Origin of the sequence: Ideonella sp., from assembly GCF_041287625.1 — a bacterium.
In the GTDB taxonomy this organism is placed as follows: Bacteria; Pseudomonadota; Gammaproteobacteria; order Burkholderiales; family Burkholderiaceae_C; genus Ideonella.
This window is the reverse complement of the sequence record NZ_JBGGNH010000005.1, coordinates 1-22,858: the sequence shown is the minus strand read 5'-3', so window position 1 is coordinate 22,858 and position 22,858 is coordinate 1. Positions and strand designations below refer to the sequence as shown.

Annotated in this window: 19 protein-coding genes and 1 pseudogene; 16 read left to right on the top strand and 4 right to left on the bottom strand. The window is 66.4% G+C overall.

What is annotated here, in order from left to right:
* Window positions 1-17 precede the first annotated feature (17 nt).
* The 5 genes from ACAH41_RS00745 (at window position 18) to ACAH41_RS00725 (ending at window position 6,041) form a co-directional block, all read left to right on the top strand.
* Window positions 18-1,163, top strand: coding sequence for a sn-glycerol-3-phosphate ABC transporter ATP-binding protein UgpC (locus ACAH41_RS00745; RefSeq protein WP_325648865.1), 1,146 nt, complete (start codon window positions 18-20; stop codon window positions 1,161-1,163).
* The gene (gene malF / locus ACAH41_RS00740; protein ID WP_325648863.1) at window positions 1,160-2,707 is read left to right on the top strand and encodes a maltose ABC transporter permease MalF; all 1,548 of its coding nucleotides are present in this window, start codon (window positions 1,160-1,162) and stop codon (window positions 2,705-2,707) included. The genes ACAH41_RS00745 and malF overlap by 4 nt, the downstream gene beginning before the upstream one ends.
* A gap of 19 nt (window positions 2,708-2,726) precedes the next feature.
* Window positions 2,727-3,617: a maltose ABC transporter permease MalG gene (malG, locus tag ACAH41_RS00735; protein WP_325648861.1), complete on the top strand. Its 891-nt coding sequence runs from the start codon at window positions 2,727-2,729 to the stop codon at window positions 3,615-3,617.
* Window positions 3,618-3,675: 58 nt separating this feature from the next.
* A complete protein-coding gene (locus tag ACAH41_RS00730) occupies window positions 3,676-4,719 on the top strand; it encodes a LacI family DNA-binding transcriptional regulator (protein ID WP_325648859.1) in 1,044 nt (347 codons plus the stop codon).
* Between the two features lie 224 nt (window positions 4,720-4,943).
* Complete coding sequence (locus ACAH41_RS00725) at window positions 4,944-6,041, top strand: M35 family metallo-endopeptidase (RefSeq protein ID WP_325648857.1); 1,098 nt, start codon at window positions 4,944-4,946, stop codon at window positions 6,039-6,041.
* Window positions 6,042-6,106: 65 nt separating this feature from the next.
* Here ACAH41_RS00725 and nhaR read toward each other — a convergent pair whose 3' ends face one another.
* A complete protein-coding gene (nhaR, locus tag ACAH41_RS00720) occupies window positions 6,107-7,012 on the bottom strand; it encodes a transcriptional activator NhaR (protein ID WP_325648856.1) in 906 nt (301 codons plus the stop codon).
* A 133-nt stretch (window positions 7,013-7,145) separates the two neighbouring features.
* Here nhaR and ACAH41_RS00715 point away from each other — a divergent pair, with 133 nt between their 5' ends.
* A complete protein-coding gene (locus ACAH41_RS00715; protein WP_325648854.1) occupies window positions 7,146-7,847 on the top strand; it encodes a Bax inhibitor-1/YccA family protein in 702 nt (233 codons plus the stop codon).
* Between the two features lie 252 nt (window positions 7,848-8,099).
* Window positions 8,100-8,768, top strand: a pseudogene (locus ACAH41_RS00710) (Fic family protein); the annotation flags it as partial.
* 35 nt (window positions 8,769-8,803) lie between these two features.
* On the opposite strand, the gene ACAH41_RS00705 reads toward ACAH41_RS00710, so the two are convergent.
* The 3 genes from ACAH41_RS00705 to ACAH41_RS00695 form a co-directional block, all read right to left on the bottom strand.
* Window positions 8,804-9,712, bottom strand: a complete 909-nt coding sequence (locus tag ACAH41_RS00705; protein WP_325648851.1) for an SMP-30/gluconolactonase/LRE family protein — start codon at window positions 9,710-9,712, stop codon at window positions 8,804-8,806.
* Between the two features lie 30 nt (window positions 9,713-9,742).
* Window positions 9,743-11,467, bottom strand: a complete 1,725-nt coding sequence (locus ACAH41_RS00700) for an IlvD/Edd family dehydratase (RefSeq protein WP_325648850.1) — start codon at window positions 11,465-11,467, stop codon at window positions 9,743-9,745.
* A 149-nt stretch (window positions 11,468-11,616) separates the two neighbouring features.
* Window positions 11,617-12,594, bottom strand: a complete 978-nt coding sequence (locus ACAH41_RS00695; RefSeq protein WP_325648849.1) for a LysR family transcriptional regulator — start codon at window positions 12,592-12,594, stop codon at window positions 11,617-11,619.
* A gap of 213 nt (window positions 12,595-12,807) precedes the next feature.
* Here ACAH41_RS00695 and ACAH41_RS00690 point away from each other — a divergent pair, with 213 nt between their 5' ends.
* The 9 genes from ACAH41_RS00690 to ACAH41_RS00650 form a co-directional block, all read left to right on the top strand.
* Window positions 12,808-13,683, top strand: coding sequence for an aldehyde dehydrogenase family protein (locus tag ACAH41_RS00690; protein WP_325648848.1), 876 nt, complete (start codon window positions 12,808-12,810; stop codon window positions 13,681-13,683).
* A 110-nt stretch (window positions 13,684-13,793) separates the two neighbouring features.
* Window positions 13,794-14,765, top strand: a complete 972-nt coding sequence (locus tag ACAH41_RS00685; protein WP_325648893.1) for an ABC transporter substrate-binding protein — start codon at window positions 13,794-13,796, stop codon at window positions 14,763-14,765.
* A gap of 111 nt (window positions 14,766-14,876) precedes the next feature.
* The gene (gene chvE / locus ACAH41_RS00680; RefSeq protein ID WP_325648846.1) at window positions 14,877-15,950 is read left to right on the top strand and encodes a multiple monosaccharide ABC transporter substrate-binding protein; all 1,074 of its coding nucleotides are present in this window, start codon (window positions 14,877-14,879) and stop codon (window positions 15,948-15,950) included.
* Window positions 15,951-16,008: 58 nt separating this feature from the next.
* The gene (gene mmsA / locus ACAH41_RS00675; protein ID WP_325648845.1) at window positions 16,009-17,541 is read left to right on the top strand and encodes a multiple monosaccharide ABC transporter ATP-binding protein; all 1,533 of its coding nucleotides are present in this window, start codon (window positions 16,009-16,011) and stop codon (window positions 17,539-17,541) included.
* Window positions 17,525-18,739 (top strand): multiple monosaccharide ABC transporter permease, encoded by a 1,215-nt coding sequence (gene mmsB, locus ACAH41_RS00670; protein WP_325648843.1) that lies wholly within the window; start codon window positions 17,525-17,527, stop codon window positions 18,737-18,739. The genes mmsA and mmsB overlap by 17 nt, the downstream gene beginning before the upstream one ends.
* A 5-nt stretch (window positions 18,740-18,744) precedes the next feature.
* Entirely contained in the window at window positions 18,745-20,271 is a 1,527-nt protein-coding gene (locus ACAH41_RS00665; protein ID WP_325648841.1) for a sugar ABC transporter ATP-binding protein, read from the top strand.
* On the top strand, window positions 20,268-21,308 hold the full coding sequence (locus ACAH41_RS00660; protein WP_325648840.1) for an ABC transporter permease: 1,041 nt from the start codon (window positions 20,268-20,270) through the stop codon (window positions 21,306-21,308). The genes ACAH41_RS00665 and ACAH41_RS00660 overlap by 4 nt, the downstream gene beginning before the upstream one ends.
* Window positions 21,309-21,322: 14 nt before the next feature.
* The gene (yjfF, locus tag ACAH41_RS00655) at window positions 21,323-22,378 is read left to right on the top strand and encodes a galactofuranose ABC transporter, permease protein YjfF (protein WP_325648838.1); all 1,056 of its coding nucleotides are present in this window, start codon (window positions 21,323-21,325) and stop codon (window positions 22,376-22,378) included.
* A gap of 144 nt (window positions 22,379-22,522) precedes the next feature.
* Window positions 22,523-22,858, top strand: a 336-nt coding sequence (locus tag ACAH41_RS00650) for a carbohydrate porin (RefSeq protein WP_325648836.1), incomplete at its 3' end; no start/stop codon positions are given.

Here is a 22,858-nt window from a genome sequence, read left to right as displayed (position 1 = left end):
ACCGAATCGGAATTCCCATGGCCAGTGTGACCCTGGAACACTTGTTCAAGCGCTACGACGGCGGTGCCGACATCGTGCGCGACGTCTCGCTGGCCATTGCCGACGGCGAGTTCTGCGTCTTCGTCGGCCCCAGCGGCTGTGGCAAGTCCACGCTGCTGCGCATGATTGCCGGGCTGGAAGACATCACCGGCGGCACGCTCCGCATCGGCGGCAAGCCGGTCAACGACCTGGCGCCCTCGGAGCGCGACGTGGCCATGGTGTTCCAGAACTACGCGCTGTACCCGCACCTGAGCGTGTCGCAGAACATCTCGTTTGGGCTCAAGCTCTCGGGCATGAAAAGCCCGGAGATCCGCACCCGTGTCGGGCAGATCGCGAAGGTGCTGGAGATCGAGCACCTGCTGGAGCGCAAGCCGCGCGCGCTGTCCGGCGGGCAGCGGCAGCGGGTGGCGATTGGCCGCGCGCTGGTGCGCAACCCGGGGGTGTTCCTGTTCGACGAGCCGCTGTCCAACCTGGACGCTGCGCTGCGCACCCAGACCCGGCTGGAGATTGCACGCATGCACCGTGAGTACGGCCGCGCCAGCACCGTCTACGTCACGCATGACCAAGTCGAGGCGATGACGCTGGGCGACAAGATCGTGCTGCTGCACACCGGCGAGGACATGACGCGCCACGGCAGCATTGCCCAGGTCGGCACGCCGATGGACCTGTACCAGCACCCGCGCAACCTGTTCGTGGCCCGCTTCATCGGCTCGCCGCAGATGAACCTGCTGAGCGCGCAGGTGGTGTCGCTGGCGCCGGGCGGCGTCACGGTCGCGCTGCGCGACGGCACGCAGGTGACGGCCGCTGTCTCGCCCGATGGCCTGGCGATGGGCGCCAAGCTCACGCTGGGCGTGCGCAGCGAGCACCTGTCGCTGTGCGCTTCGGCCAGCGACAAGGTGCTGAGGGGCCGCATCCAGTGGGTCGAACACCTGGGCGACACCACCTTCGCCTATGTGGACGCAGCGCACGGCGGCACGCCTGAGCGTGCGCTGGTCGTGCGCCTGCCGGGCGACAGCGCGGTGGTGGTGGGCGACGCGGTGGGCCTGCGGTTGCCGACCGAGCAGCTGCACCTTTTCGGCGAAGACGGCCTCGCATTGCGGCGGCTGGCGGCAGCCCGGCCATGACTGCGCTGGGCATGCGCAAGGTGGAAGTCCCTTCGGCCCGCTTCAGCCGTTTGCATGCGGTGGTGGCGCTGCTGGGCCTGCTGGCATTGCTGGCAGCGCTGGCCATCGTCGTGTTGCTGCTGGCAGCGCACCAGCCGGCCGCCGCTGCTGGCGTGCTGGCGGTGCTGGGCGTGGCGGTCTTCATCTATGTCTCGCCACGCTTCTATGCCTGGCGCTATGTGGTGCCTGGCGTGCTGGCGGCGCTGGTCTTCATCGTCGTGCCCATGGGCTACACGGTGGCGATTGGCTTCACCAACTACAGCTCGGACCACCTGCTCAGCTTCGAGCGCGCCACCGAAGTGCTGCTGAGCCGCAGCAACAGCGACGGCGCCGGGCTGGACTTCAAGCTGCTGGAAGACGCCAACCGCTACCGCCTGGCCTTCACCGACGAAGCCGGGCAGCACTACCTCAGCGCAGCGTTCGCGCCCGGCGCAGCGCAGCGCGTGAAGTCCGAAGCAGTGGCCGACGAGCCCGCCGGCACCGCGCTGCCGCTCAAGCGCGTGATCGCGCTGCAGGAAGCGCTGAAGCAGGTCACCGCCGAACTGCCGGACGGCACCGAGCTGCACCAAAGCAGCCTGCGCCGCTTCGCCGCCAGCCGCCCGGCCTACACCCGCAATGCCGACGGCACGCTGACCGACAACGCCGACGGTGTGCGCATCCAGGCCAACTGGGCGGCGGGCTACTGGCAGCGGGCCGATGGCAAGACGCTGCAGCCAGGCTTCCGCGCCTCGGTCGGCTGGCACAACTACGTGCGCATCTTCACCGAGCAGCGTTTCCTCGAACCCTTTCTGCGCGTGTTCGCTTGGACGGTGAGTTTCGCCGCCCTCAACACGCTGTTCACCTTCGCCATCGGCGTGGTGCTGGCGGTGGCGCTGAACTGGGACGCGCTGCGCGGGCGCAACTTCTACCGCCTGATGCTGTTCCTGCCCTATGCGGTGCCGGCCTTCATCTCCATCCCGGTGTTCCGTGGCCTGTTCAACGAAAACCTGGGCGAGATCAACCTGGTGCTGGACCAGCTGTTCGGCATCCGCCCCGGCTGGTTCTCGGACGCCACGCTGGCGCGTTGCATGGTGCTGCTGGTGAACGCCTGGCTGGGCTATCCGTACATGATGATTCTCTCGATGGGCCTGATCAAGGCGATTCCCGAGGAGCTGTACGAAGCCTCGGCGCTGGCGGGTGCCGGGCCGCTCACCAACTTCTTCCGCATCACGCTGCCCTTGATCGCGCGGCCCATCGCGCCGTTGCTCATCGCGTCGTTTGCGACCAACTTCAACAACCTGACGCTGATCGCGCTGCTGACCAATGGCGCGCCGGACTACCTGGACACCGCCGTGCCGGTCGGTGCGACCGACCTGCTGGCCTCCTACACCTACCGCATCGCCTTCCAGGACTCGGGGCAGAACTACGCGCTGGCCTGTGCGATCTCGTCCATCGTGTTCCTGATGGTCGCCACGCTGGCCATCGTGAACCTGAAGCTGTTCAAGGTCGGGCGCGAGCAGCGCTGACCGATTGAGGTAACTGAAAATGGCCATCGTCCTGAAGAAGTCCCAGCGCTGGCGGGTGCTGGGCATGCATGTGGCGCTGCTGGCCTTCATCGGCCTGACGATCACGCCGTTCCTGATGATCCTGTCGATCTCGCTGCGGCCGGGCAACTTCGCCGGCGGGCACCTGATCCCGCCCGAAATCAGCTTCGAGCACTGGAAGCTGGCGCTGGGCATGTCCTACCAGGACGCCGACGGGCAGACGATCCACCCGCCGTTCCCGGTGCTGCAGTGGATCTTCAACTCGTTCAAGGTCGCCGGCATCTCGGCCACTGTCTCGCTGCTGCTGTCCATCACCAGCGCCTATGCCTTTGCCCGCATGCGCTTTCGCGGGCGGGACGCGACGCTGAACACTTTGTTGTTGCTGCAGATGTTCCCTTCGGTGCTGGCGCTGGTGGCCATCTACGCGCTGTTCGACCGCATCGGCGAGGCCGTGCCCTGGCTGGGCCTGAACAGCCACTGGAGCCTGGCGCTGGCCTACACCGGCGGCGTGGCCCAGCACATCTGGCTGATCAAGGGCTATTACGACAGCGTGCCCGGCGAGCTGGAGGAAGCCGCCGCGGTGGACGGCGCCACGCCGCTGCAGGCCTTCGTCTATGTGCTGCTGCCGATGGCGCTGCCCATCCTGGTGGTCGTCTTCGTGCTGGCCTTCCTGGGCGGCATGATCGAGTACCCCATCGCCTCAGTGCTGATGCACGACGAGGACAAGCTGACGCTGGCCGTCGGTTCGCGCCTGTTCCTGTTCAACCAACGCTACCTGTGGGGCGACTTCGCCGCCACCGCCATCCTCGCCGGCCTGCCGCTGACGCTGCTGTTCCTGGTCACGCAGCGCTGGCTGGTCTCGGGTCTCACCTCCGGTTCGGTGAAAGGATGAGTTTGTATCGCGTCGTTTATCCTGCCCTGCATGAATCTGTCTTCCTGCTGTTCCCCGCATGACCACGCTGGCTGAAGTCGCGCGCAAGGCCGGCGTCACCGCGGCCACGGTGTCCAACGTGCTGCGCGAGCGCGGCAAGGTCGGCGGCGAGACGCGCGAGCGCGTGCTGGCCGCCGTGCGTGAGCTGGGCTACCGGCCCAACCTGACGGCGCGTGCGCTGGCCGAGGGCCAGCCGCAGACCGTGGCGCTGATGGTCTCCAGCATTGCCAATCCGTTCTACCCGGCGTTTGCGCTGGCGGTGGAGCGCGCAGTCCGCAAGCTCGGCTATTTCCTGATCGTCTGCAACACCAACGACGACCCCGAGCAGGAGCGCGCCTACCTGGACGCGATCGCCGGCTCGCTGGCGCGCGGCGTGCTGGTGATGAACGCCGACTTCGTGCAGATCGACGAGCTGGTCAAGTTGCGCGAGCGCGGCGTGCCGGTCGTGCTGTGCATGTGGGAAAAGCCGGACCAGCCGCCGCCGCTGCCCAGCGTGGCGGTCGATTTTTTCCGCGCCGGCATGATCGCCGCCGAGCATTTGATCAAGCTGGGCCACCGGCGCATTGGCGTGGTGATGGGCAGCGAGCTGAGCGGCAACCACATCTGGCGCTACCGCGGCTTTCTGGAAGGCCTGAAGCGCGCGGGCCTGGAACTGCCCGAGGGCCATACCGTGTTCGGTCACGACACCATCGACGCCGGCCGCAATGCCGGCCACGCGCTGCTCGCCGCGGTGCCGGACCTGACGGCGGTATTTGCATCCAACGACCTGCCGGCGCTCGGCGTGCTGCAGGCCGCCGCCGAGGTCGGGCTGGACGTGCCGGGCGACCTCTCGGTCATCGGCATCACCGACATTGCGCTGGCGCACCAGGTGCGCCCGGCGCTGACCACGGTGGCCGTGCCCATCGACGAGTCGGCCGAACTGGCGGTGGAACTGATCACGCAGATGATCCGCGAGACCGGCGCGCCCGGCGGCCAGCCGCCGCTGCGCGAAGCTTCGGCGCCGCGCCTGGTCGTGCGCGCATCGACCGGACGGGCCAGCAAGGCTGCCACGGGCGGCAAATAGGCCCATCCCCCTAGCTTGGGTAGGCAGGGTGCTGGCCGCTCGCTTTGGGCTTGTTTATTGCTCGGTGAAGGCTGCAAATTCGGCTGCCTGTTGGGGGCCGTGGCGCGCCAGCCTCAAAGGGTTGCACCCGATGCCGGTGCTGGGTTGCGCTCCTAAATTTGCCCCGCCGCGGTTCATGAGACTGCGGCGTTCCCACAGTCGACACACACACACTCGGAGAACCCGTGCAAAAAGTTTCCAAATGGATCGTCAAAGGGATGTTCAAGACCACCGCGCTCGTGGCCGCGCTGACGGCAGCCATGGGCGCCTCGGCCGCCGCGCGCGAAGTGCTGGACGTGCAGCTCGCGCTGGACAGCGCGGTCGTGCAGGGCGACAGCCAGGTCGCGGTGCACGTCACCGTCACCAACACCACCGGCCATGACGTGAAGGTGTTGAAGTCGCAGCTGCCTTCGAAGCACCTGCAGGGCCCGCTGTTCCGCGTGCTGCAGGACGACGGCACGCCGGCCGCCTACGTCGGTCCGCTGGTCAAGCGCGCCGCGCCTACGGCCAAGGACTTCGTCGCGCTGCAGGCTGGTGCTTCGCTGAGCTACACCGTGGACCTGAGCCGCGACTATGAACTGGGCAACGGCCACTACCGCATCGAATACGTCGGCGGCGGCCTGCGCCAGGGCGCCGTCGATTTCACGTCGACCGCACCGGCCGAGCTGTGGACCCAGGGCCGCAGCGCCGTGCAGGCCGAGTTCATCGACCCGGAAGAAGCCGTCCAGGCACAGACCGACGAGCTGCTGGGCCGCGCCAGCCTGGCCAACATCAGCTTCACGGGGGCCTGCACCTCGACCGAGCAGAGCACGCTGGTCAGCGCCGTCAGCGCTGCCACCACCTACGCCACCAACACCACGACCTACCTGAACGGCACGCCCTCGGCGACGCAGCGCTACGTCAAGTGGTTCGGCACCTACTCGTCCTCCGGCTGGAACACCGCGAAGAGCCACTTCACCAACGAAAAAAGCGCCTTCACCACCCAGCCGCTGACGCTGGACTGCTCGTGCAATGACAACGGCACCTATGCCTACGTCTATGCCAACCAGCCGTACAAAATCTACCTGTGCGGCGCGTTCTGGAGCGCCCCGATGACCGGCACCGATTCCAAGGGTGGCACGCTGGTGCACGAGATGTCGCACTTCACCGTGGTCGCCGGCACCGACGACTGGGCCTACGGCCAGACCAAGGCCGCACGGCTTGCCAAGACCAATCCGACCAAGGCCCTGGACAACGCCGACAGCCACGAGTACTTTGCCGAGAACACACCGTCGCTGCCGTGATGGCGAATTGAGGTGTCTCTTTCCTCCGGCCGATGGAAGTCGGCCGGAGGACCTCGCGGCTGTCTTCAGTCCGCGCCGCCAAACAGCTGCCGCCGGCCAGCCTGTGTGATGGCCGAGACGGCGGGGTGGGTGATGCGCCGCTCGACCGAGATGGCGTAGAACTCTTCCACCAGTTCGTCGCTGCGGCCCAGCACCTTCACGCCGTACTGCTCGCAGGTCTCCTGCTCCAGCACCGTGGGCGAGGTGAACACGCCGCGGCCCTCGCGACCGAAGGCTTTCATCAGCGCGGCGTCGTCGAATTCGCCGATCGTGCGCGGGTGCAGCTGGCGGTCGATGAACCACTGGGTCAGCCGCAGGCGCAGTGCCGAGCCGGCGCCGGGCATCAGCATCGGCGCGCCATCCAGTTGCTGCGGGAAGCGGCCCTTCAGCGTCTTCTTCAGCTCGGCGGTGCAGAAGAAGCTGGTCGCGGTCGTGCCCAGCGGGTGGTTGAAGGCCTTCACGCTGAGCTGCTTGTTCATCGCCTCGTCGGCCATCACCAGGTCCAGCCGCTGCACCGCCAGCTGTGCCAGCAGGTCCTGGAACTTGCCTTCGTGGCAGATCAGCCGCACCTGCTGCGGCACGGCGTCCAGCGCCGGGGCGAGTAGCCGGTAGGCGATGGACTTGGGCACCGAGTCTGCAATGCCCACGCGGCAGTCCAGCGCCTGCCCGCCTGCCCGGGCCTGGCCGATGGCGGTTTCCATCTCGGCGCTGAGGCTGAAGATTTGCTCCGCATAGCCCAGCATCACGCGGCCCTCTTCGGTCAACTCCAGCTGGCGCCCGTGCTTGCGGAAAAGCGGATAGCCCAGCCGCGCTTCCAGCAGCTTGATCTGGCCGGAGAGCGTTTGCGGCGTGATGTGCAGTTGCTCGCCGGCCCGCATCACGCCACCGGCCTTGGCGGTGGCCCAGAAGTAGTGAAGGTGCTTGAAGTTCATCGCGTGTTCCCAGGCAGAAACCTTGGATTTCTCGAAGCATTGGATCAAGAAATACGAATTTACGCGAAGTGTTTTCGCGCGTAAGGTGCGGGCAACGCTCAAACGATGCGTTGTTGCTCCAGAAAGGACTCTCATGAGCCAACATCTCCAAACCCTCTCGCCGGCCTTTGGCGCCGGCGCCTCCGGCTCGGTGGCCCAGCGCAACCGGGTCTTGCGCAACACCTATTGGCTGCTGGCACTGTCCATGGTGCCGACGGTTGCCGGCGCCTGGCTGGGCGTGGCCACCGGCATCGCCAGCGCGATGAGCCCCATCGTCAGCATGGTCGTGTTCCTGGCTGGCGCGTTCGGCTTCATGTTCGCGATCGAGAAGACCAAGAACTCGGCGGCCGGCGTGCCGGTGCTGCTGGGCTTCACCTTCTTCATGGGCCTGATGCTGTCGCGCATGATCGGCATGGTGCTGGGCCTGGCCAATGGCGCGGGCCTGATCATGACCGCCTTCACCGGCACCGGCCTGATCTTCCTGGGCATGGCGACCATGTCGACCGTGATCAAGCGTGACCTGTCCAGCATGGGCAAGTGGCTGTTCATCGGCATGATCATGCTGCTGGTCGCCGGCATCGCGAACATCTTCATCCAGTCCAGCGCGCTGATGATCACGCTGTCGGTGGTCGCCATCGGCATCTTCTCGGCCTTCATCCTGCATGACCTGAAGCGTGTGCAGGACGGCCTGGAGACCAACTACATCAGCGCGACGCTGGGCGTCTACCTGAGCCTCTACAACGTCTTCCAGTCGCTGCTGGCCCTGCTGGGCATCTTCGGCGGCCGGGACGAATAACCGGCGCAATGGGGCGGTTGAAATGCCGTAACCACGTGCGCAATGAAGTGCGCAACGAAGTGCGCGAGAAGCAGTAATCTTCGTTTCGCATCAACAGGATGGGTGAGTCACAATGTTCGCAAATGAGCTTGTATGACTCACCCCAGCAATTCGAGCCCTTGTTGCCTTCGGAGCGCCAGCAAGAGCCTTTGCTGGCGCGCGCGCATGACTTGGCGCGCGCCGCGCTTTCGCTGAGCAGCCAGCCGATCACGCTATGGTGGGGTGCGTCGGGGCGAGGCGTCCTTGCTGGCACTGGCGGCTGCCCACCAGCGCTTGGGATGGATTCATCCTTTCGTGGATGGCAATGGCCGCGTGATGCGCTTGCACACCCACGCCGTGCTGCATGCGTTGGGCTATACCGGCGGCTTGTGGTCGCCACTGCGCGGCTTTGCCCGCAGCGCAGACCGCTACTACGCCTTGCTTGCGGATGCCGATTCGGCGCGCCGAGGCGATCTGGACGGGCGTGGCAACCTGAGTGAACAGGCCTTGGTGGCCTGGATCGAATATGTGCTCGAGGTCTGCCAGGATCAGGTGAACTTCATGGCTCGCTTGCTGGACTTGTCCAGCATGGAGAGCCGGCTGGCAGCCTGCCTGACCCACGAGGAAAAAATCCTAAAGTCGGGCGTGCGGCGCGAAGTGCTGCGGCCTTTGCACTACCTCTTTCTCACTGGCGGCGAACTTGAGCGCGGGGAGTTCAAGACCATGACAGGCCTGGGCGACCGCACCGCGGTATCGGCCTTGTCGGCGCTGCTCAGGCGGGGACTGCTGTCGTCTGACAGCCCGCAGGGCAAGGTGCGCTTCGCAATGCCCTTGCACGCCTTGCGCTTCTATTTCCCTGCTCTCTGGCCGGAGGCGGAAGCGGACGCCGACGAGTTCGCCTGATGGCTTGACCCAGGCGGCTGCACGCCTCGGGGAGTTCAGCCAGCGAAGCGGTTGGGTTGCAGCCCGGTCACGTTCGTCTCGACCGTGAACAGCGCGCCAGCCAGCGGTTGTGCCGCCAGCTGGGCTTCGCTGAGACCGAAACGGGCGCTGGTGATGTGCAGCGTCGTCAGGTCCGGGCCGCCGAAAGCGACATTGGTGATGTGGTCGGTGGGCAAGGGCACACGCAGCAGTTCGGCGGCTGTCACCGGGTCGTGGCAGGTCACGCAGGCAGCGCCCCAGTGGCAGATCCACAGGCGGCCGGCGGCGTCGCTGGTCATGCCGTCGGGGTGGCCGTCGCTCTCGCTGAACTTCAGCCACACGCGGCCGGCGCCGACTTCGCCGGTGACCGGGTCGAACGCATAAGCCATGACCTTGCGGTGCACCGTGTCGTTGAAGAACATGGTGCGCTGGTCGCGCGACCAGGTCGGGCCGTTGGTCACCGGGAAGTTGGCCTGCAGCGCCAGCGTGGCCTGGCCGGCGGCGTCGAAGCGGTACAGCGAGCCGGTGGGCGCTTCGCAGGCGAAGTCCATCGTGCCGCCCCAGAAGCGGCCTTGTGCGTCGCACTTGCCGTCGTTGAAGCGGTTGCCGGGCAGTTCGGGCTCGGGCGCGTCCAGCACTTGCAGCGCGCGGTCCTTGGGGTTGAACAGCGCCAGGCCGCGGCGCAGCGTGATGGCCAGGCCAGGCTGCGTGGCCCGCTCGGCCACCGCGCTGATGGTGTCGTCGAAGTCCCAGCTTTGCTTGGCGTCGGTCGCCGGCACCCAGCGGTGCAGCTGCTGGCCGAGGATGTCGACCCAGTACAGCGCCTGCTCGGAAGGCGACCAGCAGGTGCCTTCCCCGAGCGTGGCGCCGGCAGCCCAGGCGCAGCGGGGTTCGGACAGGAGGCGAGGGGCTTCGGTGGTGCTCATGATCGGCCTGGCGAAACGGTGGTGGGACGCCTAGTGTGAATCACGTGGAATGGGGGCGCCACTGCCGCCGACCAGGAAGTCCAGGTCGGCGCCGAGGTGGGCCTGCTGCACGTGTTCGACGTAAAGCTTGTACCAGCCACGTTCGGGCGACACGGGCTTTTGCCATTGCGCCAGGCGGCTGGCCAGCTCTTCGTCGCTGATGTCCAGGTGCAGGCGGCGGGCCGGCACGTCGAGCTCGATCATGTCGCCGTCGCGCACGACCGCCAGCGGGCCGCCGGCCGCGGCTTCGGGCGAGGTGTGCAGCACGACGGTGCCGTAGGCGGTGCCGCTCATGCGGGCATCCGAGATGCGGACCATGTCGGTGATGCCCTTCTTCAGCACCTTGGGCGGCAGCGGCATGTTGCCGACCTCGGCCATGCCGGGGTAGCCGCGCGGGCCGCAGTTCTTCAGCACCATCACGCAGTGTTCGTCGATGTCCAGTGCGTCGTCGTCAATGCGGGCGTGGAAGTGCTCGATGTTCTCGAAGACCACCGCGCGGCCGCGGTGCTTGAGCAGGTGCGGCGAGGAGGCCGAGGGCTTGATGACCGCGCCATTGGGCGCCAGGTTGCCCTTGAGCACCGCAATGCCGGCGGCCGGCTTGAAGGGCTCGACCATGGTCTTGATGACCTCGGGGTTCCAGCACTGGGCCTCGGCGATGTTCTCGCCGATGGTCTTGCCGTTGGCCGTGGGCTGGTCGAGGTGCAGCAGCGAGCTGATCTCCTTCATCACGACCGGCAGGCCGCCGGCGTAGCAGAAGTCTTCCATCAGGTAGTGGCCGGAGGGCTGCAGGTTGACCAGGCACGGGATCTCGGCGCCCAGGCGGTCCCAGTCTTCCAGCTTCAGCTCCACGCCCATGCGGCCGGCGATGGCCAGCAGGTGGATCACCGCGTTGGTGGAGCCACCGATCGCGGCATTGGTGCGGATGGCGTTTTCGAAGGCTTCGCGGGTCAGGATCTGCGACATGCGGATGTCCTGCTTGACCATCTCGACGATGCGCCGGCCGGTCAGCTGCGCCAGCCGGTTGCGCCGCGTGTCGGCCGCGGGAATGGCGGCGTTCTCGGGCAGGGACATGCCCAGCGCCTCGACCATCGAGGCCATCGTCGAGGCCGTGCCCATGGTCATGCAGCTGCCCTTGGAGCGGTGCATGCAGCTCTCGGACGCGGTGAATTCTTCCTGCGTCAATTCGCCGGCGCGCACCATCTCGCTCATGCGCCACACGCCGGTGCCCGAGCCGATGTCCTGGCCGCGGAACTTGCCGTTCAGCATCGGGCCGCCGGACAGGCCGATGGTCGGCAGGTCGCAGCTGGCCGCGCCCATCATCAGCGATGGCGTCGTCTTGTCGCAGCCCATCAGCAGCACCACGCCGTCGATCGGGTTGCCGCGGATCGACTCTTCCACGTCCATGCTGGCCAGGTTGCGGAACAGCATCGCGGTGGGCCGCAGCTGGGTCTCGCCCAGCGACATGACCGGGAACTCCAGCGGGAAGCCGCCGGCCTCGTACACGCCGCGCTTGACGAACTCCGCGAGCTCACGGAAGTGGCCGTTGCAGGGCGTCAGTTCGCTCCAGGTGTTGCAGATGCCGATGATGGGCCGGCCGTCGAACAGGTCGTCCGGGTAGCCCTGGTTCTTCATCCAGCTGCGGTGCACATAACCGTCCCGGTCCTGCCGGCCGAACCAACCCTGGCTGCGGCGCACGGGCTTCTTTTTGCTGTCCATTGATCTTGTCTCCTGAGCTTGACGCGGCGCATCCTATCCCCGCGCACTGATACAGGAAAAATAAAGAATCAAGCCTCTTGCATATCCGTTTCGACATGGCTGCAGGAGGATCTGCGCATGAGATGCGGTGCGCGGGACGGTGGACCGAGCTAGTTCAAGCCCGTGAGGTCGAACTGCGTGCCATAGATGGCATTGGCGGTGCCCTTCAGGGCGCGCAACATCACCTTCGCCGCCGGTGACAGCAGCCGGTCGGTGCGGGTGATCAGGCCGAAGGCGTCCATCTTGCAAGGCAGCTGGATGGGCAGCATCGCGCACAGGCCATGCTCGGCGTAGTAGCGGGCCACGTCCGTCGCCACCACGGCCAGCAGGTCGCTCTGCTGCAGCATCTTGGTGGTGAACAGCAGCGCGCTGGTCTCGACCAGGTTCACCGGCGCGTCCAGGCCTTCTTCCTGGAACATCAGCTCGAAGCGGTGCCGCAGCACGCTGCCGGCCGCCGGCACGATCCAGCCCGAGCCGACGAGGTCACGCAGCGTCAGCCGCGGCACGCTGAGCAGCGGGTGGCCGGGCCGCCCGACGGCCGAGACCGGCTCCTCGACCAACGCCTCGTAGCGCAGGTCCGACTTGTCGTGCCGCTCGAACAGGCGGCCGATCACCATTTCAAGCTTGCCTTGCTGCAGCCGCTCCATCAGCACGTCGCTGGTTTCGATCTGCAAGGAAATGCGCAGGCTGGGATGCTCTTCCTTGACCAGCGCAACCGCCGGCGGCAGCAGGCTCATGCCGGGCGAGGTGATGGCGCCCACGCTGACTTGGCCATAGCGGCCGGCCTTCAGCGCCTCGATCTCGTCGTGTGCCTGCGACAGGTTGGCCAGCGCCATGCGCGCGTGGCGAATCATGGTTTCCCCGTACCAGGTCGGCCGCATGCCGCGCGGCAACCTGTCGAACAGCTGTACCTCCAGCATGTCCTCCAGCTCCTTGAGCAGCTTGGAAGCGGCCGGCTGCGTCATGTTCAGCACCTGTGCAGCCCGGTTGATGTTGCCTTCTTCCTCCATCGCCACCAGCAGCAGAAGCTGGCGCGTCTTCAGGCGCGCACGGATGAACCAGTGGGTGTAGTTGGTCGACGAGGACATATGCCTGATCGTATATGGATGCTGCTTGTAAATCTATTAGAAAGATATCGCTCAGCTTCGTACCATGCGCGCCAAACAAGACCACTGTGATCAGGGCGATTTGCCCGGACTACAAGATGCAGGAGACCTCGTCGATGTGCCGATTTCCGGACCTCGTTGCCACGCCCGGCAGCGCCCGCCGCTTCTTGCAAGCGAGCTGAGCGCGCCGCTGCCATGCAAGCCACGCTGAAGCTGTTCATCAATGGCCGCTGGGAAACCGGCGTGACCTTGGGCGTCAGCGAAAACCCGAAGTTGCAGGGCGACGTGGTGGCCGAGTTCGCCCGCGCCGACGCGATCCAGACCGAGGCCGCCGCGCGTGCCGCCGATCAGGCGCGCCGCAGCTGGGCCGACAGCGAACCGCAGCGCCGTGCCGACGTGCTCTCGACCATTGCCGCCGAGCTGCTGGTGCGGCAGGACGAGCTGGCCCGCTTGATGGCACGGGAAGAGGGCCGGCCGGTAGAGGAAACGCAGGCCGAAGCGGCCCGGGCCGGCCAGCTGTTCCGCTTCTTTGCAGACGAAGTCCTGCGTCAGGCGGGCGGCGAACGCGCGGCCGGCAAGCCCTCGGCGCGTGCCGTGGCGGCGCGCACGCCCGTCGGTGCCGTCGCGCTGATCGCGCCGTCGCAGTTCCCGCTGGCCATTCCGGCCGAACAGATCGCCCCGGCGCTGGCTTTTGGCAACACCGTGGTCTTCAAGCCGGCCGAACGGGCCTCGGCTTGCGGCTGGGCGCTGGCCGAAATCATCAGCCGTGCGGGTTTACCCGCAGGGGTATTCAACCTGGTGATGGGCAGCGGCCGTCTGGTGGGGCAAACCCTGGTCGACAGCCCCCTCATTGCTGCGGTCTGCTTCGCAGGCTCCGCGGCGATTGGGGAGGGCGTGCGCCAACGCGCCGCCACGCGGCGGGCCAAGGTCCAGCTTCTGCCTTTGCCCATGCGCCAGGCCACTGGTTTGCAGGCGTCGATTGCCGGTGGGCGGGCGCTGGGCCGCCGGGCCGCCGAGTTCTTCACCATTCCCGCCGCCACCCGGCCGGCGGCCACCGTGTCCCGGGCATGAGCACCGCCCGGCCGCCCGCAGGGGCTGAAAACCCAAGCCCGCCAGGGTGAAGGTGCTCATTGATCCTGATCCCGGATTTCCGTCAAAGCAACCACAAGGAGACAGACATGATGAACCGCATGAACCGCCGCACCGTGCTCACCGCCATCGGCGCCGCCTCGCTCTCGGCAGGCCTGCCGCTGGGCGCGCTGGCCGCCGACAAGAAGCTGGTGCTGGGCTTCTCGCAGATCGGCGCAGAAAGCGAATGGCGCACCGCCAACACCGAGTCGATCAAGGCCGCCGCGGCTGCCGCCGGCATCGAGCTGAAGTTCTCGGACGCGCAGCAGAAGCAGGAAAACCAGATCAAGGCGCTGCGCTCCTTCATCGCCCAGAAGGTCGACGTGATCGCCTTCTCGCCGGTGGTGGAATCGGGCTGGGAAACCGTGCTGCGCGAAGCCAAGGCCGCGAAGATCCCGGTGATCCTGACCGACCGCGCCGTCAACGTGAAGGACGACTCGCTGTACGTCACCTTCATGGGCTCTGACTTCCTGGAAGAAGGCCGCAAGGCCGGCCGCTGGCTGGTCGAGAAGACCAAGGGCTCGACCGGTGATGTGAACATCGTCGAGCTGCAAGGCACCGTGGGCTCTGCCCCGGCCATCGACCGCAAGAAGGGCTTCGAGGAAATCATCAAGGCCGACCCGAAGTTCAAGGTGATCCGCTCGCAGACCGGCGACTTCACCCGTGCCAAGGGCAAGGAAGTCATGGAAGCCTTCCTGAAGGCCGAGGGCAAGAAGATCAATGTGCTGTACGCGCACAACGACGACATGGCCATCGGTGCGATCCAGGCGATCGAGGAAGCCGGCCTGAAGCCGGCGAAGGACATCACCATCATCTCGATCGATGGCGTCAAGGGCGCCTTCGAAGCGATGATTGCCGGCAAGCTGAACGTCAGCGTCGAGTGCAGCCCGCTGCTGGGCCCGCAGCTGATGCAGGCCGCTCAGGACCTGAAGGCCGGCAAGACCTTGCCCAAGCGCATCGTCACCCAGGAATCCATCTTCCCGATGGAAGTCGCGGCCAAGGAATTCCCCAGCCGCAAGTATTGAGCTTTGGTCGGATGATCGCGGGCCTGGCCCGCGGCCATCCGGACCCTCGGGGGACCTGGCGCCATGCGACAGGTCAGGGGGGCTCTCTGAAATGAAACTGGAGACATGAACATGAAGTTGATGAACAAACGCACACTGCTGCTGGCCACCGGCCTGATGGCGACCCTGGGCTGGCTGCAGCCCGCTGCCGCGCAGGACAAGGGCCCGATCGGCATCTCGATGCCGACCAAGTCCTCGGCCCGCTGGATCGCCGACGGCGACAACATGGTCAAGTACTTCAAGGACAAGGGCTACAAGACCGACCTGCAGTACGCCGACGACGACATCCCGAACCAGCTCGCGCAGATCGAGAACATGGTCACCAAGGGTGCCAAGGTGCTGGTGATCGCCGCGATCGACGGCACCACGCTGTCCAACGCGCTGCAGAAGGCGGCCGACAAGGGCGTCAAGGTCATCGCCTATGACCGCCTGATCAAGGGCTCGAAGAACGTCGACTACTACGCCACCTTCGACAACTTCCAGGTCGGCGTGCTGCAGGCCGGCGCCATCGTCGACAAGCTGGGCCTGAAGGCCGGCAAGGGCCCGTTCAACATCGAGCTGTTCGGTGGCTCGCCGGACGACAACAACGCCTTCTTCTTCTACGACGGCGCGATGTCGGTCCTGAAGCCTTACATCGACAGCGGCAAGCTGGTCGTGCGCAGCAAGCAGCTGGGCATGGACAAGGTCGGCACGCTGCGCTGGGACGGCGCGGTGGCCCAGGCCCGCATGGACAACCTGCTGTCGGCCTACTACGGCAAGGACAAGGTCAATGCCGTGCTGTCGCCGTATGACGGCCTGTCGATCGGCATCCTGTCGTCGCTGAAGGGCGTGGGCTATTGCACCGCTTCGCAGCCTTGCCCCATCGTCTCCGGCCAGGACGCCGAGATTCCTTCGGTCAAGTCCATGCTGCGCGGCGAACAGAGCGCCACCGTGTTCAAGGACACGCGTGAACTGGCCAAGGTGGTGGTGGGCATGACCGACGCGCTGCTGTCGGGCAAGCAGCCCCCGATCAACGACACCAAGACCTACAACAACGGCGTCAAGGTCGTGCCTTCGTTCCTGCTCAAGCCGATCTCGGTCGACAGCTCGAACTGGAAGCAGGCGTTGGTCGACAGCGGCTACTACAAGGAAAGCCAGCTGCACTGATGTGCTGACTGCTCACCTGCGCACACGCGAAATTCGTATGAGTAAATCCTTGTTAGACATGCGCGCCATCCGGAAGACTTTTCCCGGTGTGGTGGCGCTGGACCATGTGAACCTGAGCGTGCGCGCCGGTGAGATCCATGCCGTCGTCGGAGAAAACGGCGCCGGCAAGTCAACCCTGATGAAGGTGCTCAGCGGGGTCTACCCGCATGGCTCGTACGAAGGCGACATCGTCTTCGACGGCGAAGCGCGCGAGTTTGCCGGCATCGCCGACAGCGAGCAGCTGGGCATCATCATCATCCACCAGGAGCTGGCGCTGGTGCCGCTGCTGTCCATTGCCGAGAACATCTTCCTCGGCAACGAACCGGCGAAACACGGCGTCATCGACTGGGGCCAGGTCCACCAGCAGGCGCGCGCGCTGCTGACCAAGGTGGGCCTGAACGAATCCACGTCCACCCGAGTGACCGACATCGGCGTGGGCAAGCAGCAGCTGGTCGAGATCGCCAAGGCGCTGGCCAAGGAAGTTCGGCTGTTGATCCTCGACGAGCCGACCGCCAGCCTCAACGAGACCGACAGCGACGCGCTGCTGGAGCTGCTGCTGGCGCTCAAGGCCCAGGGCATCGCCTGCATCCTGATCTCGCACAAGTTGAACGAGATCGCCAAGGTTGCCGATTCGATCACCGTGCTGCGCGACGGCTCCACCGTCGCGACGCTGGACTGCCGCGACAACCCGCCGTCGCAGGACCTGGTGATCCGCCACATGGTGGGCCGCGAAATGGCCGACCGTTACCCGCGCCGCACGCCGAAGGTCGGCAACACCGTCTTCGAGCTGCGCGACTGGCGCGTCTACCACCCGCAGCACTCGGACCGGCTGGTCGTCAAGGGCGTGGACCTGAACGTACGCCGTGGCGAGATCGTCGGCATTGCAGGGTTGATGGGTGCTGGCCGTACCGAGCTGGCGATGAGTGTCTTCGGCCGCTCCTGGGGGCGGCGCATCAGCGGCAGCGTGAAGATGGACGGCCAGGAGGTCGACGTCAGCACGGTGCAGAAAGCCGTCGGCCACGGCATTGCCTACGTGACCGAGGACCGCAAGTCTCTCGGCCTGGTGATGGGCGACAGCATCGCCCGCAACACCTCGCTGGCCAACCTGCCTGGCGTGGCCAAGGCGGGGGTGATAGACGAAGCAAAAGAATTCAACGTCGCCAGCGAATACCGCCGCAAGCTGGCCACCCGCTGCTCGGGCGTCCAGCAGCAGGTGCTGAACCTCTCGGGTGGCAACCAGCAGAAGGTCGTACTGGCCAAGTGGCTGTTTGCCAACCCCACGCTGTTGATCCTGGACGAACCCACGCGCGGCATCGATGTCGGTGCCAAGTTCGAGATCTACAGCCTGATCGCCCAACTCGCCGAAGAAGGCCGAGCCATCCTCATGATCTCTTCCGAGATGCCCGAATTGCTGGGCATGTGCGACCGCGTCTACGTGATGAACGAGGGCGAGTTCGTCGCCGAGTTCCCTGCGGCGGAAGCCTCTCAGGAAAAGATCATGCATGCCATCGTCAATGCTTCGCGTACCGAACGCCATGTCCGCAGTGCCTGAAACCAACACCCCCCTCCGCACCAACGCCGCACCCGCGGCTTCGTCCGCTGCGCGCTTCCTGAAGCACCACCTGCGCGAGTACGGCATGCTGATGTCGCTCATCGTGATCATGGGCTTCTTCCAGTACGTGACCGACGGCACGCTGCTGCAGCCGCTGAACCTCACCAACCTGGTGCTGCAGAACAGCTACATCGTCATCATGGCGCTGGGCATGCTGCTGGTGATCGTGTCGGGCCACATCGACCTGTCGGTCGGCTCGGTCTGCGGCTTCATCGGCGCGCTGGCCGCGGTGCTGATGGTCGACTACAACTGGAATTTCGTCGCCGCTTCGCTGGTCTGCCTGATCGTCGGCGCGGTGATCGGCGGTGCCCAGGGCTGGTTCGTCGCCTACTTCCGCATCCCGTCCTTCATCGTCACGCTGGCCGGCATGCTGGTCTTCAAGGGCCTGGCGCTGGCGCTGCTCAATGGCCAGTCGGTCGGCCCGTTTCCTGACGAATTCCAGAAGCTCAGCTCCGGCTTCATCCCCGACGTGTTCGGTGGCGAGGAGATGCGTGTCACCTCGCTGCTGCTCGGCGTGGTCGTCGCGGTGTTGATGGCGGTGAGCGGCTTGCGCGAACGCTGGCACCACCACCGCCACGGCATGGAGATCGAGCCGCTGGTGCTCTTCGTGCTGCGCAATGTGATCTTCGCCGGCCTGCTGATCGCGCTGGCCTGGCTGATGGCCTCGTACAAGGGCCTGCCGAACGTGCTGATCATCATGTTCGTGCTGATGGTGCTCTACGAGTTCGTCACCAGCCGGACCACGCTGGGCCGGCGCATCTACGCGCTGGGCGGCAACGAGAAGGCCGCGCGCCTGTCGGGCATCAAGACCGAACGCCTGGCCTTCCTGACCTTCGTCAACATGGGCGCGCTGGCCGCGTTGGCTGGCCTGGTCTTCGCTGCGCGGCTGAACACCGCCACGCCCAAGGCCGGCCTGGGCTTCGAGCTGGACGTGATCGCGGCCTGCTTCATTGGCGGCGCCTCGGCCTCGGGCGGCGTGGGTCGCGTGATGGGTGCGGTGATCGGCGCCTTCGTGATGGGCGTGATGAACAACGGCATGTCCATCCTCGGCATCGGCATCGACTACCAGCAGGTCATCAAGGGCCTGGTGCTGCTCGCGGCGGTCTGCGTCGACGTCTACAACAAGAACAAGGGCTGAGTGCCATGACCGCGTCGTCCTCGGCCCCCGTGGTGCTGCAACTCACCGGCATCGGCAAGCGCTTCGGCCCGGTGCAGGCGCTGCGCAATGTCAACCTGACGCTGCGGGCGGGCGAGGTGCATGCGCTGATGGGCCAGAACGGCGCCGGAAAGTCCACGCTGATCAAGGTGCTCACGGGGGTCTACCCGGTGGACGCCGGCGAGATGCTGCTGGGCGACACGCCGGTCGCCGCGGCCACGCCGCGGGACGCGCAGACGCTGGGCATCAACACCGTCTACCAGGAAGTGAACCTCTGCCCGAATCTCTCGGTGGCCGAGAACATCTTCGCCGGCCACTACCCCCGCCATGGCGCCAAGGGTGCGTGGCGCATCGACTGGCGGCGCATGCAGGAGGATGCGCGCGCCTTGCTGGCCCGGCTGAACCTGGACATCGACGTGAGTCGCGTGCTGGGCAGTTTCCCGGTCGCGGTGCAGCAGATGGTGGCGATTGCGCGCTCTCTGCACGGCGAGTCCAAGGTGCTGATCCTCGACGAGCCCACTTCCAGCCTGGACCGCGATGAAGTCGCGCGCCTGTTTGGCGTGCTGCGCCAGCTGCGCGAACAAGGCCTGGCGATCCTGTTCGTCAGCCACTTCCTGGACGAAGTCTACGAGCTGGCCGACCGCATCACCGTGCTGCGCAATGGCGAATACGTGGGCGAATACCTGCCGGCCAACCTGGACGCGCCAGCGCTGATCAGCGCCATGATCGGCCGCGCCTTCACGGCCAGCACGGGTGCCGTGCGGGCCGGTGCCGCGCCCAGCGCGGTGGAGCCATTGCTCAGCGCGCGGGGCCTGGGCCGCAAGGGCGCGGTGCAACCGCTGGACCTGGACCTGCGGCCCGGCGAAGTGCTGGGCCTGGCCGGCCTGCTGGGCTCCGGCCGCACCGAACTCGCGCGGCTGCTGTTTGGCCTGGACAAGGCCGACAGCGGCACGCTGAAGCTGCGCGGCGAAACGCTGGCGCTCAGCTCGCCCACGCAGGCCGTGCGCCATGGCCTGGCGATGTGCCCGGAGGACCGCAAGGCCGAAGGCATCGTCGCCGACCTGTCGATCCGCGAAAACATCGCGCTGGCGCTGCAGGCCCGGCTGGGCATCTGGCGCAACCTGGGCACGCGCCGCCAGCAGCAGCTGGCCGAGAAGTTCATCCAGCAACTGGGCATCAAGGCGGCCGACGCTGAAATGCCGATCAGCCAGCTCTCCGGCGGCAACCAGCAAAAGGCGCTGCTCGCGCGCTGGCTGGCCACCGAGCCGGCGCTGCTGATCCTCGACGAACCCACGCGCGGCATTGATGTGGCCGCCAAGCAGGACATCATGGACAAGATCCGCATGCTGGCCGCCGAAGGCCTGGCCGTGCTGTTCATCTCGGCCGAGCTGGACGAGATCTCGCGCCTGTCGGACCGCATCGCCGTGATGCGCGACCGGCGCAAGGCTGGCGAACTGCCCGGCGGCAGCAGCGAAGTCGCCATTGCCGACATGATTGCCGGAGTGCCGGCATGAAGCGGCTCACTTCCCATCGCCTGTTCTGGCCACTGGTCACGCTGGTTTTGCTGCTGGCCGTCAATGCCAGCTTCAACCCCGGCTTCTGGCAGCTGCGCTGGCGCGACGGCCACCTCTACGGCAGCATCATCGACATCCTGAACCGCGCAGCCCCGCTGGCCATCGTCTCGCTCGGCATGACGCTGGTCATCGCCACCCGCGGCATCGACATCTCGGTTGGCGCCGTGGTCGCCATCAGCGCCGCGGTCGCCGCCTGGATGATCGGCGGCCAGCTGGTGATGCAGGACGGCGCGCCGGTCTACCTGAGCCGCTTCCCGATGTGGCTGGCGCTGGCCTGCGCGATGGGCGTGGCATTGTTCTGCGGCCTCTGGAACGGTGTGCTGGTGGCCGGTGCCGGCATCCAGCCCATCATCGCCACGCTGATCCTGATGGTGGCCGGCCGCGGTGTTGCGCAGCTGGTCACCGGCGGGCAGATCATCACCGTCTACTACCCGCCGTTTTTCTTCCTCGGCGGCGGCTTCCTGTTCGGCCTGCCTTTTGCGCTGTTTGTCGTCGCGGCGATGTGGGTCGTGCTGCAGCTGGCCCTCACGCGCACCGCGCTCGGGCTGTTCATCCAGGCCATTGGCGTGAATCCGGCGGCCGCGCGGCTTGCCGGTGTGCGCCAGCGGCTGATCACCGTCTGCGTCTACGGCTTCTGCGGCCTGGCCGCGGGTGTCGCCGGGCTGCTGCTGAGCAGCAATGTGAAAAGCGCCGACGGCAACAACGCCGGCCAGCTGATGGAGCTGGACGCGATCCTCGCCGTCACGCTGGGCGGCACGATGCTGACCGGCGGCCGCTTCACGCTGGCTGGCAGCGTCATCGGCGCGCTGATCATCCAGACGCTGACCTCCACCATCTACTCCATCGGCGTGCCGCCCGAGGTCAACCTGGTCGTCAAGGCCGCGGTGGTCTTCGTCGTGATGCTGCTGCAGTCGCCGGACTTCCGTGCCTGGCTGCGCAGCATTGCGGTACGGCCTGCGGCGAGGAGCGCAGCGTGAGCGCGGTACCTCAAATGACGACACCTCCCATCGAACGGGCCGAGCCGCCGAGGCTGCAAGCCGTGCCCCCGGCACCGGTACCGGCCCCACAGCGCCGCGGCCTGCGCCTGCGCGCCGAGCAACTGCCGCTGGCGCTGACCATCCTGCTGTTCGGCGTGATGGCCGCCTACGGCTCGATCGCCTACACCGGCTTCTTCTCGGCCCAGGTCTTCCTGAACCTGCTGATCGACAACGCCTTCCTGCTGATTGTCGCGGTCGGCATGACCTTCGTGATCCTGGCCGGCGGCATCGACCTGTCGGTCGGCTCGGTCATCGCGCTCACCACCATGGTCGAGGCCACGCTGGTCGAGCGCCACGGCTGGAGCGCGACGGCGGTCATCCCGCTGGTGCTGGCCATGGGCCTGGTCTTCGGCACGGTGCAGGGCTTCCTGATCCAGCGCTTCCGGCTCCAGCCCTTCATCGTCACGCTGGCCGGCATGTTCCTGGCGCGCGGCCTGTGCTACCTGATCAGCATCGACTCGATCAGCATGGCCGACGAGACCTTCGGCGAGATCTCGCAGGCGCGCTTCTCCTTGTGGGAAGGCGCTTCGCTGTCGGTCGGCGCCATCATTGCGCTGGTGGTCGTCGCGGCCGGCCTGTTCGTCGCGCACGGCACGGCGTTTGGCTGCACCGTCTATGCGATTGGCGGCAGCGAGCATTCGGCGCTGTTGATGGGCCTGCCCGTCGCACGCACCACGGTGCAGGTCTATGCGCTCAGCGGCTTCTGTTCGGCGCTCGCCGGCGTGGTCTTCAGTTTCTACATGCTCTCGGGCTATGGCCTGCATGCGACCGGGCTGGAGCTGGACACGATTGCCGCTGTGGTGATAGGCGGCACGCTGTTGTCTGGAGGCGTCGGTCACGTGGCCGGTACCTTGTTCGGCGTGCTCACGCTGGGCATCATCCAGACCCTGATCAGTTTCGACGGCACGCTGAGTTCGTGGTGGACCCGCATCGTCATCGGTGCCTTGCTGTTTGTCTTCTGCCTGCTGCAGCGACTGTTCGAAGGTCGCCGTGGCCACGCTGCTTCCTGACTGAATCCATCGCCGCTGCGCCTGCGCGCCGTGTGCCTTGTTCGCGCAACCGTACGCGAGACCTTTCCCTTGCGCAGGCTGTCCATTGCCTGCGCCTTCCTGTCCGATCGTGTTGATCGGTCGATAACATCCTGGAGACTCACGATGAATCGTTTTGAAACTGCCCGTCGCGGCGCGGTGCCGCGTGCGCTGCTCTCGGCCACGGCCTTTGCCGCGACCACGCTGCTGGCACTGCCGTCGGCACAAGCACTCGACTGGGGCGGCTACTTCCGCGCAGGCCCCGGCCTGACCTCGAAGAACACCTCGCGCGCCTGCTACGCGCTGAACGGCGGCTCGGCCGGCATGAAGTACCGCCTGGGCAACGAGTGCGACTTCTACGGTGAGTTCGCGCTGAGCCAGGACTTCGTCAAGGACGGCATCACGTCGAAGATCTACGTGATGACCAACCACTACAACAGTGGCACCGACTCCGACGGCAGC